Origin of the sequence: Halorussus marinus (assembly GCF_004765795.1) — an archaeon.
GTDB lineage: Archaea > Halobacteriota > Halobacteria > Halobacteriales > Haladaptataceae > Halorussus > Halorussus marinus.
Map to the genome: position 1 here is coordinate 141,529 of NZ_SBIV01000008.1, position 17,557 is coordinate 159,085.

General features: G+C 69.1%; 13 protein-coding genes. 3 read left to right on the forward strand and 10 right to left on the reverse strand.

All coding sequences use genetic code 11. The features are described from left to right. Positions 1-74 precede the first annotated feature (74 nt). A complete protein-coding gene (locus tag EPY72_RS15730) occupies positions 75-2,861 on the reverse strand; it encodes an ATP-dependent helicase (RefSeq protein WP_135807039.1) in 2,787 nt (928 codons plus the stop codon). A 423-nt stretch (positions 2,862-3,284) separates the two neighbouring features. On the opposite strand from EPY72_RS15730, the gene EPY72_RS15735 reads away from it, so the two are divergent. After that, positions 3,285-4,022: an MBL fold metallo-hydrolase gene (locus EPY72_RS15735; protein ID WP_134671828.1), complete on the forward strand. Its 738-nt coding sequence runs from the start codon at positions 3,285-3,287 to the stop codon at positions 4,020-4,022. On the opposite strand, the gene EPY72_RS15740 is transcribed toward EPY72_RS15735, so the two are convergent. The 6 genes from EPY72_RS15740 to EPY72_RS15765 all read right to left on the reverse strand — a co-directional run bounded on the left by EPY72_RS15740 (position 4,023) and on the right by EPY72_RS15765 (position 10,239). Then, the gene (locus tag EPY72_RS15740) at positions 4,023-5,090 is read right to left on the reverse strand and encodes an mRNA surveillance protein pelota (RefSeq protein ID WP_135807040.1); all 1,068 of its coding nucleotides are present in this window, start codon (positions 5,088-5,090) and stop codon (positions 4,023-4,025) included. It abuts the gene before it with no gap. 28 nt (positions 5,091-5,118) lie between these two features. Then, positions 5,119-5,802, reverse strand: a complete 684-nt coding sequence (locus tag EPY72_RS15745; protein ID WP_167599485.1) for a DUF4013 domain-containing protein — start codon at positions 5,800-5,802, stop codon at positions 5,119-5,121. 52 nt (positions 5,803-5,854) lie between these two features. Further along, positions 5,855-6,610: a DUF4013 domain-containing protein gene (locus EPY72_RS15750; RefSeq protein ID WP_135807041.1), complete on the reverse strand. Its 756-nt coding sequence runs from the start codon at positions 6,608-6,610 to the stop codon at positions 5,855-5,857. A gap of 96 nt (positions 6,611-6,706) precedes the next feature. Beyond that, positions 6,707-8,803, reverse strand: a complete 2,097-nt coding sequence (rqcH, locus tag EPY72_RS15755; protein ID WP_135807042.1) for a ribosome rescue protein RqcH — start codon at positions 8,801-8,803, stop codon at positions 6,707-6,709. A 102-nt stretch (positions 8,804-8,905) separates the two neighbouring features. Beyond that, positions 8,906-9,307 (reverse strand): hypothetical protein, encoded by a 402-nt coding sequence (locus tag EPY72_RS15760; protein ID WP_135807043.1) that lies wholly within the window; start codon positions 9,305-9,307, stop codon positions 8,906-8,908. A 62-nt stretch (positions 9,308-9,369) separates the two neighbouring features. Beyond that, positions 9,370-10,239 (reverse strand): MBL fold metallo-hydrolase, encoded by an 870-nt coding sequence (locus EPY72_RS15765; protein WP_135807044.1) that lies wholly within the window; start codon positions 10,237-10,239, stop codon positions 9,370-9,372. 131 nt (positions 10,240-10,370) lie between these two features. On the opposite strand from EPY72_RS15765, the gene EPY72_RS15770 reads away from it, so the two are divergent. Then, the gene (locus EPY72_RS15770) at positions 10,371-12,479 is read left to right on the forward strand and encodes a PAS domain-containing protein (RefSeq protein ID WP_168216057.1); all 2,109 of its coding nucleotides are present in this window, start codon (positions 10,371-10,373) and stop codon (positions 12,477-12,479) included. Between the two features lie 201 nt (positions 12,480-12,680). Here EPY72_RS15770 and EPY72_RS15775 read toward each other — a convergent pair whose 3' ends face one another. The 3 genes from EPY72_RS15775 to EPY72_RS15785 all read right to left on the reverse strand — a co-directional run bounded on the left by EPY72_RS15775 (position 12,681) and on the right by EPY72_RS15785 (position 16,833). Next, complete coding sequence (locus EPY72_RS15775; RefSeq protein ID WP_135807046.1) at positions 12,681-14,336, reverse strand: tRNA uridine(34) 5-carboxymethylaminomethyl modification radical SAM/GNAT enzyme Elp3; 1,656 nt, start codon at positions 14,334-14,336, stop codon at positions 12,681-12,683. A 146-nt stretch (positions 14,337-14,482) separates the two neighbouring features. After that, a complete protein-coding gene (locus EPY72_RS15780; RefSeq protein WP_135807047.1) occupies positions 14,483-16,570 on the reverse strand; it encodes a DHH family phosphoesterase in 2,088 nt (695 codons plus the stop codon). 53 nt (positions 16,571-16,623) lie between these two features. Next, on the reverse strand, positions 16,624-16,833 hold the full coding sequence (locus EPY72_RS15785) for a hypothetical protein (protein WP_135807048.1): 210 nt from the start codon (positions 16,831-16,833) through the stop codon (positions 16,624-16,626). Positions 16,834-16,978: 145 nt separating this feature from the next. Here EPY72_RS15785 and EPY72_RS15790 point away from each other — a divergent pair, with 145 nt between their 5' ends. Continuing rightward, positions 16,979-17,485, forward strand: coding sequence for a metal-dependent hydrolase (locus tag EPY72_RS15790; protein WP_134669705.1), 507 nt, complete (start codon positions 16,979-16,981; stop codon positions 17,483-17,485). The last annotated feature ends 72 nt before the right edge of the window (positions 17,486-17,557 follow it).

Below are 17,557 nucleotides of genomic sequence, written 5' to 3' on the forward strand. Positions count from 1 at the left end.
TCGGCCCGTCTCCGCGTCGTCGGGCCGGCGTGTCGACCCACCGGTCCGAATCGCCGAACGGTTCTTTTCGTGCGTCACTCCGCGGCCGACGCGCCGCTCCCGGCGTCGTACTCGTAGTCGTCGCCGATCTCGTCGAGGACCCGATCGTGGAACTCCTGGAGGACCGCGCTCTCGTCCTCGGCGAGCACCACGTCGCTCGCCATCAGGGTGGCGAGTCCGAACGCCTTCGGCGTCGGGGAGTCGACTCGGTGTTGGACGACCTCGATGTCGCCGGCCCGCACGTCGGCGATCACGTCCTCGATCGCCGACACCGCCAGTTTGTCCTCGACGATCTCGCGGTAGGTCTCCTCGACGACCGCGAACCCGTCTAACTCCTCGGCGAACCCGAGGAGCATCTCGCTCGAGATCTGCTGTTCGCTCGCGGACTTCTCGTAGCCCTTGTAGCGTTTGAGGATCATCAGCGCCCGAGTCGCGTTGATCCGGAAGTACCGCTGGAGGAGTTCGGTGCCCCCGAGCGCCGCCCGGAGGTCCGGCCGCACGTCGTCGGGGTCGATGTCCCGGACGATCTGGGCCACGTCGACCTTCCGGTTCAGCGGCATCGACACCGTGAAACCGTGGTCGGCGACCGCGACCGAGACGTTGGTGTTGGCGGCGTTGGCACACCGGTAGGCGACCAGTCGCGAGAGGCCGTCGTTGAACTGCCGGCCGTAGTTCGAGTGGACGTAGTACCGGCGCTCGTACTCCGACCGGTCGAGTTCGACCTCGACCGGGAGCCGCGCGTCGGTCGCGACGCTCGCGGGGCCGGCGTACCGGACCTGCTCGTCGAACATCCGGGCGATCGCCCGGACGCTGTTCTCGTCGAGCGGGAACTCCCGGAGCCACACCCGGACCGCCGGCCGACCGCGCTTCTCGAAGCGATCGAGGAGGTCGGCCTGAAACGCGAGGATCCCCCGACCGAGGTCGTAGGACAGCGGGAGTCGCTCGGAGAACCACGACGGGACCGTCGGCCGGGCGTTGGTCCGATCGGCGTACACCTTCGAGCCACGTCGGTACCGGAACTCGAAGTTCTGGCCGCCGAGGACGAACACGTCGCCTTTCTCCAAGGTGTCGAGATACGACTCGTCGAGGTCGCCGACCCACTCGTCGTCGGCGCGGGTGAACACGTCGCAGGTGAACGAGTCGGGGATGGTTCCGATGTTGGTCATGTAGATGACCCGAGCCAGCCGGCCGCGCTTGCCGACCAGCGCCTCGCCCACGTCGTACTCGGGGTAGTGGTACTCGCCGTCGGGCGGGTCGTTGTCGTCGCGCCAGATCTTCGCGTAGACGTTCTTGTCTTCGAGCCCCTCGTAGTCCGAGGTGAGATACCGGAACAGCGTCTCGAACTGGCCGTCGTCGAACCCCCGGTACGGGTAGGCCCGCCGGAGCGTCTCCCGGACCTCTCGCTCGGGCCGGACCGCGTTTATCGCCATCCCGTAGACGTGCTGGGCCGCGACGTCGTAGGCCTCCTCGGGGACGAACACCCGGTCGACGAACCCCTCTTGGGCCTTCTTGAGCATGACCGCACACTCGACGAGTTCGTCGCGGTCGAGCGCCACGACCCGACCGGTGACCGTCTGGCCCAGCTGGTGGCCCGCCCGTCCGACGCGCTGGAGGAGCGACGCCACCGACTTCGGGGAGCCGACCTGCACCACCAGATCGATGTAAGGCATGTCGATGCCGAGTTCGAGGCTGGTCGAAGTGGTCACCACGTCGAGGCTCCCGGTCTTGAGGTCGGCCTCGATCGACTGGCGGGCCTCCTTCGAGAGACTGCCGTGGTGACAGCCCGAGTTAGACTCGTCGTAGGCGTCGTAGCGCTCCCGGAGGTTCTGGAGGACGCGCTCGGCCCCCGACCGGGTGTTGGTGAACACCAGCGTGTTGGTGTGCTCCCCGATCAGATCGTGGAGTTGGTCGTAGAACCGGTCGGTGACGACCTCCCGGGGCGTGTTCACGAGGTCGTCGGTCGGACACCGGAGCTCGATGTCGAACTCCCGGACGAACCGGGTGTCGACGATCTCGCAGTCGCGGGGCGGTCCGACCGGCGCGGTCGAAGCGCCGTCGCCGTCGTCCGCGCCAGCGCTCGGCTCCCGGCCGACGAGGAACTCCGCGATGGTGTCGAGGGGCTCGACGGTCGCCGAACAGCCGATCCGGGTCGGCGACGACTCGGTCATGTTCTCCAGTCGCTCGAGGCTCACCGCGAGGTGGGTGCCTCGCTTGCCGCCGGCGAGGCTGTGAATCTCGTCGACGACGACGTACTCGACGGTTTCGAGCTTCCGCTTGAACTTCGGGGAGTTGAGCAAGATCGCGAGCGTCTCGGGAGTCGTGTTCAGGATGTGTGGCGTCTCCTCGAGCATCCGCTGGCGCGCCGAGTCCTCGGTGTCGCCGTGCCGGATGGCGTGGCGGATCTCGGGGTCGCCGTCGGCCCGCGCCGCGATCCCCGAGAGGGGTACCTCCAGATTCCGGTGGATGTCGTTGGCAAGCGACTTGAGCGGCGAGACGTACAGGCAGTAGACGGAGTTTTCGAGTCCCTCCTCGCGTTCGCGGCGGAACAGTTCGTTGAGTATCGCCGTGAACGACGCCAGCGTCTTCCCGCTCCCGGTCGGGGAGGCCACCAGCGCGTTCTCGCGCTCGCGGACAAGCGGGATCGCCTCCTTCTGGGGCGGCGTGAAGAAGCCGCCGTTCTCCGGGACGAACTCGCCGAACCGATCGACCCACCACTCCCGGACCGCGGGTTCCAGCGACTCCAGCACCGGGGCGTCGTCTATCTCGACCGATTCCGGGTCGAAGTCGTTCTCCCCGCGCGCCAGCAACTCGCGGGCTCCCATTTACCCACGGTTGGGACCCGGCGCATAAGACCGTTTGGCCACCGGAGTGAAAGTGAAACCGCCACCGGTCGATCGCCTGCGGTGTGGGGGAGTTCGGTTCGATACCTCCTCGGAGGAGGCAAGCGAAAATAGTATTTAAATTTATGCCACCTTGTGGAAGTGTATTCCGATCCGAGACAGCTTCCTGCTCTGCTTAGGAGCGGTCGCGCCATCACACGTACTACTTAAAGAGATTCGGGTCGGTCCCCGATGCGCCGGTGAGCGACCAGCGAGCCGGTTTCTGAGGCCGGGATACCGAGAGCGATTCGGGCGAAAGGGCCCCAGGCTGGCCGTCGGTCGCCGGCCGTGCCACGGGCCCCCGAATAACTGGCGATAGGGCGCGCACCCGAAGCCGTTAACCGGGTCCGACCCGCCGGTTCCCACATGCGAGTCACGTTTCTCGGAACCGGGAGTGCGATGCCGACGGGCGAGCGCTACCAGACCGGCCTCGTGGTCGAGGACGACGACCGCACCCTCCTCGTGGACTGCGGGAGCGGGATCCTCCACCGCCTCCAGCAGTCGGGCGTCGGCTACGAGGCGATCTCGACGGTGCTTTTGACTCACCACCACCTCGATCACGTCGCGGACCTCCTGCCGCTGTTGAAAGCCCGGTGGCTCGCGGGCGAAGACCACCTCGAAGTCGTCGGCCCGGCGGGCACGAAAGACTTCGTCGACGACCTGCTCGGGGTCCACGACTACCTCGAGGGCCGGGTCGATCTGCAGGTCCGGGAGGTCGGCGAGCACGGCTTCGAGGCGGCGGGATTCGAGATCGAAGGGTTCGAGACCCGCCACTCGGTGCCGTGTCTGGCCTACCGCTTCGGCGACGCGGTCACCTTCGGCGCCGACAGCGAGGCGTTCGAGGGGCTGGCGAACTTCGCCGACGGCTGTTCGGCGCTGGTCCACGACTGCTCGTTCCCCGACGACGTCGACGTCGACAACCACCCGACGCCGACCCAGCTCGGCCGGGCGCTCGCCGACTCGGAGACCCGGGTCGAGACGGTGTTTCTGACCCACCTCTACCCCCACACCGACGGTCGCCACGAGGAGATGCTCCAGTCGATCGAAGCCGCCTACGACGGCGACGTGCGGTTCGCCGAGGACCTCCGGTCGATCGAGGTGTGATCACTCCAGGCGGTAGCGCAACAGCGCCGCGATCCCGCCGAACCCCGAGAGCTGATCGCCGGGGGCGAACTCGCTGGAGAAGACGGTCACGTCCCCGCCCTTGCGCTCGACCGACGTGATGAGGTCGTTGACGTCGAGGTCCCACTCGCCCTCGCCGCCGCGCTCGGCCCGGAGTCGCTCGTCGAGGATCAGGAGGTGCTCGATCGCGCCGAAGTCGGCGGCCTTCTCGACCTGATCGATGCCGTACGCGACCCTCGCGCCCTCGCCGATGCGCTTGGTGAGTTCGTCGATGAGTTCGGCCTCCTCGGCGATCCGGGTCTCCTGTTGGACCTCCTCGACCGCGCCGCGCTTGAGCACCTCGTGGACGCCCCGGTCGCCGACCGCGCTGGTGTCGACCGTCGAGATCTTCTCGGTGAGGTCGGGCGCGTTTTCCTCGATGTAGTCGTAGGCGTCCTGCTTGGTGAACCCCGGACCGGCGAGCACGATCGCGTCGACGTCCATCCGCGCGAGCGCGTCGGTGAGTTCGGCGAACAGCTCGTCGCGACCGCGGGCGTACTCGCCCTTGCCGGTCGTCCCCGAGAACTCCCCCTGCTCGTCGGCGCCGTACTGGGTGACGGCGTGGATGTGTGCCTTGCCCTCCTCGACGGTGGCGATGGCCACGTCGGGGTTGTCGGTGGCCGCCTCGGCCTCTTCGAGTCGGTCGAGCTGGTCGCGCTTCCAGCGTTTTTCGATCTCGATCTCTTTGGTCTCCTCGACGTTGAGGGTGTGGTGCTGGTCGAGCTGATCTTCCCGCGAGCAGTCGGCGATGGTGCCGCTCACCCGGAGCCGGTTGGCGAACTTGTGGAACTCCACGTCGTCGACCTCGATGGTGACGTACATGTGCTCGCGCTCGCCGCCGGTGTCGCGCATCTGGTCGTCGTTGCGCTGGATGCGCCGGGTGGTGTCGCCCGACACCCGGTCGCCGGGTTCGAGCACGTAGGTGAGATGCCAGAGGTCGTCGAGGCTCTCGGGGACGAGCGAGATGCGCTCGCCGCCGCCCTCGACGCGCTGGCGGCTCTGGATTCGCATGTGTCGACGTGGGCCGCCGGTCGATAAGTCACCTGCGGTCGACGCCGCCGGCCGCCCGCGCGCCCAGCCCCGCGAGGCGAGCGACCGCGACGAGCGCGTAGGCGCCGACCGCGAGCCCGACCAGCTCGCCGACCCGGCCCAAGCCGGCGAGCGCGAACCCCGCGGTACCGCCGACCGCGAGCAGAATTAGCGCGAACGTCCACGCCACGAAGTAGCCCCCGTCGGTCGCGCCGGTCCGGAGCGCGCTCGAATCCAGCGCACCGCGGAGCGACCGACGCTCGGCGGTCGCGGCGAGCGCCGCGGGCAACAGGTACGCGAGACCGGCCGAGACGAAGAGTAACGCCGTCCCCGCGCCGAAGACGAAGACGCTCGTCGCCGGCGTCTCGGGGCGCCCGGCGGCGGCCGCACCGTCGAGCGTGACCCCGAGGGCGAGGCCCGGAACGAGCAGGTAGCCGACCGCGACCGCCAGCGCGCGCGCGCCGTCGCGTGCCAGCGTCCGGAGGTCGGCGAACGCGGGCGGCTCGGCCGCGCCCTGGGCTGTCGTCCGGATCACGGCGAGCGCGTAGCCGGCGAGCAACACCACCGCCGGGACCGCCAGCACCGCGAGCGCGCCGAGGCGAGCGAACAGTCCGGCGGCGACGGCGAGCGCCGCCCCGGCAAGCAGGGTCTCCTCGTCGGCCCGACCGGGGTACGTGAGCGCCTCGCGGAACACGGTCGAGCATTCGGACGCGGGAAGATAGGTCTGACTACTCGGGGTCGTCGGACTACGCGACTGTCCGGCGATCCCCGGCGGCCTCGCGACCGCCGGCCCGGGTCGCCTCGCGGTAGCCCTGTCCGTAGAGCGAGACGGCGACGGCGGTGAAGTAGAAGATCGCGAACGGGGCGAGCGCCCACCCGAGGAACGGGATCGACGCCAGCGCGCCGACGACGGCGCCGTCGACGACGAGCACGGCGAGCGCGAGCAGCCAGCCGGTCGCGTACGGGGCGGTCGCGACGACGCTCGCGAGCTCGCGGAGCTCGAACGCCGCGCCGAACCGCCCCTCGACCGCCAGCCGGGCGAGCGCGGCGGGCAGGACGTACCACGCCACCAGTCCCGTGACGCCGGCGAGCGCGAGGCCGCCGAAGACGACCGCGACTCCGAGGAGCCCGGGATCGGCCGAGGCCACCGGCTCGACGACCGCCCGGGGATCGGTCGCGACGCCGGCGTCTGTCACCACGGTCGTCTCGACCGTGAACGCGAGCAGGCTCGCCAAGACCGCACCCAGCAGGACGACCGGGAGCGCGGCGTACGCCACCACGACGCCGATCGCTCGCAGTCCCTCGCCGAACAGGCCGCCCCAGTCGCCGAACGACGGGGCGGGCTCGCCCGCGTTCGTGGCGGCGAGCGCGCGCTGGAAGTAGCCCGCGACGACGATCGCCGGGATCAGGAGCCACGCGAGCAGCGTGAGGATACTCCCGGTCAGGGTGGTTTCGACGCCGTCGTCGCTCTCTACGAGATACGTGAGTGCTGTTTCGAACATCGTGGGCTCCGGATCGAGAGAAACGGCTCGATTGACGTACAGACACACGCGACGGGCTTAACCGTTGTGTGGCGGGGTCGGGCGAGCCGACCGGACTCAGTCGTCTTTCGTCCGGCTTCCGCCGGGGGGCAGGAACTCCTGTATCAGGTCCGGGCTCGCGACCTTCCGCACGAACGAGGTGTCCTCGAAGCGCTCGCGGAACGTCCGGTAGATGCGCTTGCCGACGTCGTTCTGGGCGTACCGGCCGGGTTCGACCTCGACGTGGGTCTCGACTCGCGGGACGATCGCCTCGGGCGGCCCGCCGAGCACCCGAGTGTGGGGCTCGCAGGCGATCCCGACCGCGACCCCGACCGCCACGTCCCGGAAGTATGTGCGGTCCCCGCGGATCGCGAACCCGCCTTTTTCGAGGTACTCGCCGCTCTCGGGGGTCTTGCTCACCTGATCCGGGGTCACCATGTAGGCGTCCCCGGAGAACCGAGCGTCCTTCCAGACCGACGAGTACGAGACCGCGAACTGGGCGGCCTCCCGCTTGCTCGCGTCGGGCACGTCCACGTCCCGGGAGGGCTCGCTCGGGTCGGAGGTCTTCAGGATCGTCACCGGGCCGCCGTGGGCCTGCGCGTGGAAGAACAGGTCGTTGCCGTCCATGTACTTCTGGACGAGCTCCTCGTTCTGGTCGGCGTTCCGGCCGCCGATCACGAGGAAGTCGTCGCTCGTGCGGAACCACCGGAAGCGCTCGTACCACTGCTCCTGTTTGCGGATCGGGATCGAGGGCCGCGAGAGCCAGTCGACGTCCTCGCGGTCGCCCTCGTCGTCGGGCTCGTCGTCGGGGTCGGCCTCCCACTCGTCCCTGCGGCGCTTTGCCGCGGCCAGATCCTCGCGGGTGTCTTCGATCGCGGCCTTCGCGCCCTCCTTTTTGTCTTCGATGCGCTTTGCCTCCTTGTAGAGCCGGTCGGCGTTCTTCTCGACGCCCATCGAGGCGTCGAGGGGCACCTCGACGCCGTCGAGTTCGACCGTGACGACCCCCGACTCGGGGTCGACGCGCCGGACGGCCTCGGCGGCCTCGATCCCCTTCTGGGCGCCTTCCTCGAACCGGGCTTCGATCTCCGCCCACGAGGTCCCCTCCTCGAGGGCGTTCCGGACCGTGGTGAGGATGTCGTCGGCCAGCCCGTAGTGACCGTAGAGGCGCTCTGCGCGCTCGCGCTCGGCGTCGGCCTGCTCGTCGAACCCCTCGATCGCCTGCTCTTGCTGTTCGATGATCCGGCGGTGTTTCTCGATCTCGGCCTCGAAGTCGGGGCGCTGGTCGCCGGGGTCGGCGTCGCCGGGCTCGTCGGGTTCGAGGTTGTGGTAGTAGAAGTCGACCGCCTCGTTGAAGGTGTCGAACGCCTCCGATTCGAGGTCGTCGTACTCCGCGAGCGGGAGCGGCGTCACGTCCACCGGCCGGCCGTCCTCCCGATAGACGCGGGGGTCGAACTGGGCCTCTCGCACGGGGTCGGCCAGCCGCTCGATGGCGTCGAAGATCGCCTCGTAGTCGGTCTCGTCGGCGTCGGCGATGTCGATTCCCTTCTCGACCCCGGCGCGCGTACACACCTCCTCGGCGTAGAGTCCGCCGAAGTTGAGCTGGGTCGCCAGCGTCCGCACGATGTCGGTGTCCGACTCCTCCATGTAGGCGACGAACGTCTCGTAGTCGACGTCCAGCGGATCGATGCGCTCGTCGGGGAACTCGTACTGGCTCCCGGGCGCGACCGTCCGGGACTTGAGCCGGACGGTGTCGAGGCTGTCGACGACCTCGCGGCTCTCGTCGAGGACCGCGAGGTTGCCCTGACCGAACAGCTCGGCGACGATGGTCGTGTCCTCGTCGTCACGCTCGAAGTGAAACTCCAGAATCCGGTCGAAGCCGTACTGCTCGACGCCCGCGAAGTCCGCGCCCGACAGCCGGTTGCGAAGCATCATGGCGAAGTTCGGCGGCCGGCCCGGCGCGTCGGGTACGTTCTCGGGCGCGGAAACGTGGGCGCGCTTGTTCTCGCCGACCTCCACGATGAGCTCGACCCGTCCGCGGTCGAAATCCCGCATCTTGAGTCGCAAGAGGTCGTCGCCGTAGAGGTACGCCTTGTCGAGCTTCGCACCCTCGTAGGCCCCGAGCTCCGCGACCACGGCCGCGAGGTCGATGCTCGACAGTTCCCGCTTGCTGTCCATGCCTACCCGTTTTCCGTTGCGGGGGAAAGGCCTATCGTTACGTCGGGTCGTCGCCCCCGGAGTCGGGCGCGACGGCGCCCGTTCGACCCACTCGACGGCCCCTCACAGGGCCAGCGCCACGAGCCGTCGGGCTCCGGCGCCGACCGCGAACCCCACGAGCCCGAGCGGCACCGCGAACGTCGCGGCGCTCGCGACCCCCCACAGGACCGACTCGCTCGGGGAAACAAGCTCGAACAGCGTCAGCGGGACGTAGAACCCGAGGGCCGGTCCCGCCGCGAGCGCGACGCTGACCAGCGCCCCGTCGTTGAGATACGCCCCGGCGACGGGCAGAACCGTCGCGAGCCCGAACAGGACCGCCAGATTCGGCCGGACCGCGAGGTCGACCCCCAGAACCGACGGCGGGGTGTGGAAGACGAAGACGGCGACGAACACCGCGACGGCGACCGTCAGCAGTCGCTCGGTGGTCGCCCGGTCGCGGCCCACCACCAGTCCCGAGTACTCCATACGGTCCGAACGGGCGTCGAGGCCAAAACGCTTCGGCCCCGGCCGGCTCCGGGACCGGGCGTTCAGAGTTCGATGTCCATCCCGTCGCGGCCGAACTCGACGCTGAGATCGGCGTGCTCGGTCGCCAGTCGGGCGTACTCGTCGGGGCGGCGCCGGTAGATCTCCTCGATTTCGGTGAGGACGGTGCGGTCGGGGTCGACGGTCCGGACCTGTTCGAGCGTCTGGTCGAAGGTGGTCTGGTGGTCGCGCTCGTCGGCCCACAGGTCGTCGCTCAGGATGGGGTCGCCGTCGGGCGTCTCGCGGAACATGCCACACTCTTTGACCCACAGGTCGAGGTCCTCGGGCACCTTCTCGAGGTCCAGAAACGTCGTCTCGTCGGGGGAGACGAGCGCCGAGTCGTCGCTCTCCTCGAACAGATACCCCATCGCGGCGTCCGCCGGACCGCCGGGGTCGAGGGGCGCGCCGAGCCCCGTCACTTCGACGCCATCTCCGAGCGCCATCGTCTCGCCGTCGGCCAGAAACTCGAACTCGGCGTAGCCCCGATCGTCGTACTGGGCCTCGATATCGAGCGAGTCGGCGATGCGGTCGTAGGTGGTCTCGCTCATCACGACGGTGGCGGGGTCCTCGTTGTCCCAGTCGTCGAGGGGGTACTGCGGGCGACCAATCGCCTGGACGACGCGCAGGCCCCCGACGTGGTCCATGTGGTGATGCGAGAGGAAGATGTACGCCACGTCGCGCACGTCCTCGCGGTTGAGCATCGCCCAGACGGACTCGGGGGCGTCCACTACGGCGTCGGCCTCGTGGACGAACGTGGCGTTGCCGTATCTCGCGTGGGGAAGGCCCTCCTCGCGGGCGGGGTCACAGACGCGACACTCGCAGGTCGGCATCGGGGTCTGGGAGTCGCCGCCCGAGCCGAGCAGGGTGAGACGCATGGAACCGGTAGCCGACCCGCGGTAAAGAACTCGGTGGCCGGACCGACCGCCCCGAGAGCCGACCCGTCGGACGCTGGGTGGTCGTTCCTTCCAAGGAAATGCTTTTGACGCTGACCGGCGGAGAGAGTCCAATGACTCCCGGTCGAATCAGCCCCGAGGCGGTACTCGCCGCGAGCGAGCGCGCGGGAATCCGCGACGAGCCGGTGACCGCAAGCGAGGTCGCCGCGGAGGTGGGATGTACTCGCCGGACCGCGCTGAGCAAACTCGATACGCTGGCCGACCGGGGGACGATCCGAACCAAGAAGGTGGGCGCCCGGAGCCGCGTCTGGTGGCTCCCCGACGACGGCGACGCGCCGCCCGAGCCCGCGACGGCCGGCCTCGACGGCGTCCCGCCGGACGGCGGCGAGTCCGACCGCCTCGAGAGCGAGTTCCGCGAGATGTTCGAGCGAATCTCCGACGCGTTCTACGCGCTCGACGACGACTGGCAGTTCACGTACGTCAACGACCGCGCCGAGGAACTCATCGACTACCGCGACGCGGGTCTCGTCGGGCAGGACTTCTGGGAGGTGTTCGAGTGGGCGACCGACTCGACGCTCGGCGAGGAGTACCGGACCGCGATGGAGACCCAGGAGCCGACCGCCTTCGAGTTCTACTACCCGGAACCGCTCGAAGCGTGGTACGAGGTCTCGGCATACCCCTCCGAGACCGGGCTGTCGGTCTACTTTCGGGACATCACCGACCGCAAGCGACGCGAGCGCGAGATCGAGGAGTACCGCTCGCAGTACGAGACGCTGGTCGAGAACTTCCCGAACGGCGCCGTCGCGCTGGTGGACCCGGACCTCCGGTACGAGGTCTTTGGCGGTTCGCCCGAGAGCACCGAGGAGCTGACCCGGACGGACCTCGAAGGCAAAGGCGTCCGGGAATCACTGCCCGAAGAGCTCGCGGACGTCGTCGTCCCGGGCTACGAGGCGGCGCTCGACGGCGAGTCCTCGGAGTTCGAGGCCGCGGTCGGCGACCGATCCTACCGGTTTCACTTCCTCCCGGTCCGGGACGACGCCGGCGACGTCTTCGCGGCACTGGGGATGTCGCAGGACGTAACCGAACGCAAGGAGCGCGAGCGGCGGCTCCAGCGGTATCAGGAGTACATCGACGCCGTCCTCGACGCGATCGACGACGTGTTCTACATCCTCGACGAGTCCGGACAGTTCCGACAGTGGAACGACAGCGTGCCCGCGGTGACGGGCTACCGCGACGAGGAGATCGCCTCGATGTCCCCGCTCGAGTTCTTCGACGAGTCGGATCGGGCGCGGGTCGCGGCGGCGATCCGGGAGGGGTTCGAGAACGGGAGCGTACAGATCGAGGCCGAGACCGTGACCAAGACCGGCGATCGAGTCCCCTTCGAGTTCGTCGCCTCGGCGCTCGACAGCCCGTCGGGCGACCGCGTTCTGGCGGGCGTCGGACGCGACATCACCGAGCAGGTCGAGCGCGAGCGAAAGCTTGAAGCGGCGGTCGACGAACTCGAAGCCTCGAACGAGCGCCTCGAGAGCTTCGCGAGCATGCTCGCACACGAGCTCCGCAACCCCGTCACGATCGGCCAGATCTACACCCGCCAGCTCCCCGACGAAACCGACTCGACGGCGGTCGAGTACGTCACCGAGGCGTTCGACCGTATCGAAGACATGATCGACGTGATGTTGGTGTTGACCCGCGGCACCGAAGCGGTCGGCGAGCGAGTGCCGGTCGATCTCGCGGCGGTCGCTCGTTCCGTGTGGGACGAGCTTTCGGTCCCGGACGCGACGCTCACAGTCGCGGTCGACCGCACGATTCGGGCGGACGAGACGTACGTCCGCCACCTGTTCCGGAACCTCTTCGAGAACGCCGTCGAGCACGGCTCGACGAGCAATCGTCCGGAGGACGATGACGCCGTGGAACACTGTTCGACGGGGGATCAGCCGTCTGCCGCCGAGCGCGACGGCCGCGGTGTGGCGGTGACGGTCGGCGACCTGCAGACCGGGTTCTACGTCGCCGACGACGGCGCCGGGATTCCGCCCGACGAGCGCGACGCGGTGTTCGAGGCCGGCTACACGACCGCGGCCGACGGGGGCGGAACCGGCCTCGGGCTGGCGTTCGTTCAGGAGCTCGCCGACGTCTACGGCTGGGAGTGTACCGCGACCGAGAGCGACGCCGGCGGTGCGCGATTCGAGTTCCGAGACGTCGAGCGCGACCCGCCGTGTCTCTGAGCTCGCCCGTCAACAGCCCTCGCGCGACTTCCGGTCGCGCTCTCGCTTGCAAAACGTCGACGAAAAGCCCTCAGAGTCGCTTCGAAACGTACGGCCCGTCCTGATGGTACCCTAATTTCTCGCGATAGCACTCGACCTTTTCCGGCGCTCGATCGCGACTTCCGGTCGCGCTCTCGCTTGCAAAACGTCGACGAAAAGCCCTCAGAGTCGCTTCGAAACGTACGGCCCGTCCTGATGGTACCCTAATTTCTCGCGATAGTACTCCCGGGCGCCGATCCCCGAGATGACGCTGACCTTGTCGTAGCCCGCGTCGGCCGCGAGGCCCTCGGCCTTCCCGAGGAGCTTCCGTCCGTATCCCTTGTGCTGCCAGTCGTGGCTCTCGTCGCCGACTTCGACCATGGGGCCGTAGACGTGGAGCTCCCGGACGAGCGCGGCGTCGGTGAGCTCCCGACGGACGGGGTCGCCCGGGAACCGGAGCCGACAGAACCCGATCAGGAGGTCCTTGTCGGGATCCTCGTAGCTGATGAAGTGTTCGGTGCCGCCCGCGGCCTCGTAGGTCGTGACGTCGAGTTCGACGTTCTCGGGGTTCTCGTCGTTCATCCCGACCTCTCGACACCGGATACAGTCACAGCTCCAGCCGTGCTCGTCCATGCGCTTTCGGGCGAGCTGGCGGAGGTTCGACTTCCAGACGCCGGCGTCGATGAAGTCGGCGGGGATATCGCGCTGGACCCGCTGGAGCCGGGTGTACTTCGGGATCATCGACTTGATCTCGGCGACGAGCTCGGCGGCCTCCTCGTTGGTGAGCGGGTCGTACTCGTCGCGGTGCCACCAGTCGTAGGTCGCGGTCCCGCGGACCACCAGCGTGGGGTAGATCTTGAGGTAGTCCGGGCGCCACTTCTCGTCCTCGAACAGCCGCCGGAAGTCCTCCAGACACATCTCCTGGGACATGCCGGGCTGGCCGGGCATCATGTGGAACCCGACCTTGAACGCGGCGTCCCGGAGCCGCCGGTTCGCGTCGATCGACGCCTGCACGCCGTGGCCCCGGTGCATCTCGCGGTTGATTCGCTCGTAGGTGGTCTGGACGCCCACCTCGACCTTCGTCCCGCCCAGATCGAGCATCCGGTCGATCTGCTCGGGATCACACCAGTCGGGCTTGGTCTCGAAGGTAGTGCCGATGTTGCGGACGTCGTTGGTCTCGTTTTCGGCGATGACGTCTTCGAGGTACCGGAACTCGACCTCGTCGGGGTCCTCGGCGAAGCTCTCGCCCTCGGCGGGCGCGGGCTCGCCGTTCACGTCGTAGTCGTTCATTGCCTCCAGCGCGCGCTTGACGAACCACTCCTGGTAGTCGTGGCTCCGGGCGGTCATCGTCCCGCCCATCAGGATGAGCTCGACCTTGTCGACGGGGTGGCCGATCTCCCGGAGCTGTTCGAGCCGCAAGGTGACCTGTCCGTACGGGTCGTAGTCGTTCTGGACCCCGCGGGCGGCCGCCGGCTCGTGGCCGGTGTAGCTCTGCGAGGAGGAGAACTCCGAACCGGGCCCGCCCGGACAGTAGAGACACTTGCCGTGGGGACACTGGTGCGGGCTGGTCATGATTGCGACCGGCGAGACGCCCGACGCGGTGCGGACGGGCTTGTTCTGGAGGACCTCCTGGAGGTCCTCGCGTCGCTCGTCGGGCGCGTAGTCGAGCAGTTCGGAGTTCTTCGGCACCTTCGGCGAGGAGAACTCCGAGCAGACCTCGAGCTTCGCACTCTCTAGGTCGTCGCGCTCGATGTCGTCGGCGAGGATGCGCTCGACCAGCTCCTCACAGACCCGCTCGAACGCCTCGGTCTCGGTGGCGTCCGGCGTCTCGGTACTCATTAGGTGCTAATTGGTCGGTTCGCCGGGATAAGGGTGTCGTCTACGGGTGCGCTCGGCGCCTCGACTCGGCCCTCGCGGACGGGTCGGCTCGGGCCTCGAAAGCCGAGTCCGCGCTCGAAAAGAGAGCTGAACCCGAACCGGCCGACTTACAGCCGGTCGGCGATGGCTTCGACGACGGCGTCCTCGGCGGCCTCGCGCTCGCCGGCGAGGAAGTCGATGGTGCCGTCGATGGTGCCCGACGCCGACAGGCCGGCCTCGGGGGCGATCTCGTCGGCGGCCGCCGCGACCTCGCGGGCGTTCACGCGACCGTCGCTCCGGATGTGGATGTCGTCCTCGTCGACGCCGAGGGTGACGTGGTCCTCGCCTGGGGCGCCCTCGGCGCCGAGCTTCCGGCGGTGGACCTCCTCGACCAGTAGGGCGGCCGGCGGGAAGTCGAACCGGTGGGTGAACGACTCGGCGTCGAGGACGGTGAACGACACGTCGCCGACGCCCCGGACCGAGAGGTTCGGTTCGACGGTGTCGAGTTCGGTCTGGAGCTTCTGGCGGAACTGCTCGGCGACGTGCTCGGCGAGGTCGCGCTTCTCGTGTTCGAACAGGAGGTCGGTGATGAGCTCGCGTTTGTCCTCGTAGGACTGGTAGAACGCTTCGAGCGCGACCGCCTCGCGGAGCGCGGTGGTGTGGTCGGCGTCGTAGCCGGCCTCGTCGGCGAGGTCGACGTACGCCTGCGGGGCGTCCTCCCAGTAGCTGACCGCCGGGAGGTGAGAGACGCCGCTCCGGACGTCGTCGTTGACGTGGGCCGCGAGGTTCGCGCCCAGCGCGCCGACGGTCACGTCGCTCGCGTCGCCGCCGTCGAGGTGGGGGTTGACCGCCACGTCGGCGAGGTCGGCGACGCCCTCGTCGGGGAAGGTCGCGTCGACGGTGACCCGCGGCGCGTCGTAGATGTCGAGCAGTTCGAGACCGTCGCGGGACTCGTCGGTGCTTCCGGCGGCCGCCAGCACGAATAGCGGGAGCTTCTCGTCGTGGCGATCGCGGTTCTCCAGCATCTGGGTCACGTCCTTGGTGGCGTCGGCCATGTCGTAGTCGCCGCCCTCCAAGGGACGCCGGTCGAAGTAGTGGTACTCGGCGTCGCTTTTGGCGTGCTCGTCGCGGACCAGCGGGAGGACCGCCCGCTCGATGGCCGCGCCGGCCACGTAGCCGTCGGCGGTGGCGTTGTGCCGAACGATGACCGGCCGGGACTCGATGACCGCCCGGCGGATCGCCTCGGCCGCGTCGCGGATGGTGTCGTGAACCGCCGCGACGCCGTCGTGGTCGGCGAGCAGTTCGACGTCCTCGGGGCGGGCCTCGTCGCGCAGGGCGTCTTCGAGCCGGGTTTCGACCGTCTCGCGGCCCTCACCGGTCAGCTTCTCGAGCTCCTCGGTCTCGACCTGAAGCTCGTTGTGGCGGAGTTCGACCTCGCCGTCGAGCCGGACGAAATCGCCCGTGTCGACCTCGGGGTAGGCCCGGACGCCGGCCTCGACGAACGCGGCGCAGTCGACGGTCGCGGTCTCGTCGCGGACCTCGAACACCGTCGGGCCGCTCGTCTGGCGGGCGCCGACGACCTCGCCCTCGATGCGGAGCGTCTCGCCGACCCGGTCGCGAAGCGACGCGATCTGGGCGCGGGGCGGGGCCGACTCGGTCTCCGAGTCGGCGTCGGCGCCGACGGCGTTCGCGCCGGCGCCGTCGGTGGTCGCCTGCTGGCCGTCGTCGGCGTCGTCGGTCTCGTCGGTGTCGGTCCCGCGGTCGGCGTCGGTCTCGTCGGGCTCGGCGCGGCGAGTCGACGCCGACACCGCCCCGTCGTCGTCATCGTCGGACTCGTCGGCGGGGACCGCCCCGCGCTCGGGGTCGTCGATCAGCTTCCCGCGGAACTCGCGCTCGGACTGGCGGAGCGACCAGCCGAGGTCGACGTTACCGTTGTCGCGGACGCCGGTAACTTGGACGAACACGGTCTCGCCGTCGTCCCAGTCGAGCGAGTCGAGACGGCGGTCGAGCTCGCTCTTGTGGAGGAGCCCCGTAACGTGGTCGCTGATGTTGATGAACACGCCGAACTCGGCGAACCCGTCGACTGTTCCTTTGTAGTAGCGACCCGAGGTCAGCTGATCGGGCGAATCGCCGGCAAACTCGAAGAGGACGTCCTGCTCGTGGCTCTGACAGATCGCGCCGTCGGCAGGAGTCCCGCAGATGATACACGAACCCATCTTATACGCGAGCAAAATAGCCCCGGCCTAAAACTGTTGTCGAAATCCTCGGGCTACTCCTCGAACGCCTCGACCCCCGGGAGGTCGGCGATGCCGTCGTGGGTGCCGAGGTAGTCGGCGTCGGCGACCGCCGCCGCGAACGCCTCGACGCTCGGATACTCCCGAACCGCGAGGACGCGACCCTCCTCGACCGCGAAGACGATCTCGTCGGTGCCGTCGCCGTGCTGGTAGTGGTCGGCCTGCTGTGGGTCGTCTGGCTCCATCGACAGTAGTCGCGACGCCGAGGCCCTTGAACCTTGGCGGCGTCGAACGTCCCGTCCGATCGACGGCTCGGCGAACCGCCGCGCGATCCCCGGACGAGGCCGCGCCATCGCCGGGGTTAAGCCGGGCGAGCGCCCACGGTCGGCCATGTTCCGACCCGGCCACTACGGGGTCTCGCTGGTCCTGTACGCCCCCGTGGGGTGTTGGCTCCTCGTGCTCGGCGAGCCAACCGCCGCGCTGGCGGGCGGGGCCGCGCTGTTGTGGCTCGCGATGCTCCCCGACTGGGACTCCCGGCTCCCGTTCGTCTCCCACCGCGGACCGACCCACACGCTCCCGTTCGGGGCGTTGGTCGCCGGCGCCGGGTGGGTCGCGGCGACCGCGTCCGGGTTCGGCTCGGCCCCGATCGGGCCGATCGACCTCCGGACGTTCGCGGCCGGCATCGGCGGGCTCGCCGTCCTCGCGCACCTCGCGGCCGACCTGCTCACGCCGATGGGCGTCGCCCTCCTCTGGCCGGCGACGGGTCGCCGGTACACGGTGTCTCTGTGCCGGGCGGACAACCGCCTCGCGAACGCCGCGCTGTTCGCGCTCGGGGTGTTCGCCGCCGCGAGCGCGACGTACCTCGGAGTCGTGCTGTTCGCCGGCGGACCGACGTAGCGCCCGCGACGGGCGACCCTCGCGGCGGTCGTGAGACCGGACCGGGCGGCCGACGCGCGATCCGAACCGGGA

What these genes read in the sequence shown, in the direction of transcription:
- EPY72_RS15735 (WP_134671828.1), top strand. Translation starts at nt 3,285, where the DNA reads ATGCGAGTCACGTTTCTCGGAACCGGGAGTGCGATGCCGACGGGCGAG.
- EPY72_RS15785 (WP_135807048.1), bottom strand. Translation starts at nt 16,833, where the DNA reads ATGGAGCCAGACGACCCACAGCAGGCCGACCACTACCAGCACGGCGAC.
- EPY72_RS15775 (WP_135807046.1), bottom strand. Translation starts at nt 14,336, where the DNA reads ATGAGTACCGAGACGCCGGACGCCACCGAGACCGAGGCGTTCGAGCGG.
- EPY72_RS15740 (WP_135807040.1), bottom strand. Translation starts at nt 5,090, where the DNA reads ATGCGAATCCAGAGCCGCCAGCGCGTCGAGGGCGGCGGCGAGCGCATC.
- EPY72_RS15760 (WP_135807043.1), bottom strand. Translation starts at nt 9,307, where the DNA reads ATGGAGTACTCGGGACTGGTGGTGGGCCGCGACCGGGCGACCACCGAG.
- EPY72_RS15730 (WP_135807039.1), bottom strand. Translation starts at nt 2,861, where the DNA reads ATGGGAGCCCGCGAGTTGCTGGCGCGCGGGGAGAACGACTTCGACCCG.
- EPY72_RS15750 (WP_135807041.1), bottom strand. Translation starts at nt 6,610, where the DNA reads ATGTTCGAAACAGCACTCACGTATCTCGTAGAGAGCGACGACGGCGTC.
- EPY72_RS15780 (WP_135807047.1), bottom strand. Translation starts at nt 16,570, where the DNA reads ATGGGTTCGTGTATCATCTGCGGGACTCCTGCCGACGGCGCGATCTGT.
- rqcH (WP_135807042.1), bottom strand. Translation starts at nt 8,803, where the DNA reads ATGGACAGCAAGCGGGAACTGTCGAGCATCGACCTCGCGGCCGTGGTC.
- EPY72_RS15765 (WP_135807044.1), bottom strand. Translation starts at nt 10,239, where the DNA reads ATGCGTCTCACCCTGCTCGGCTCGGGCGGCGACTCCCAGACCCCGATG.
- EPY72_RS15790 (WP_134669705.1), top strand. Translation starts at nt 16,979, where the DNA reads ATGTTCCGACCCGGCCACTACGGGGTCTCGCTGGTCCTGTACGCCCCC.
- EPY72_RS15770 (WP_168216057.1), top strand. Translation starts at nt 10,371, where the DNA reads ATGACTCCCGGTCGAATCAGCCCCGAGGCGGTACTCGCCGCGAGCGAG.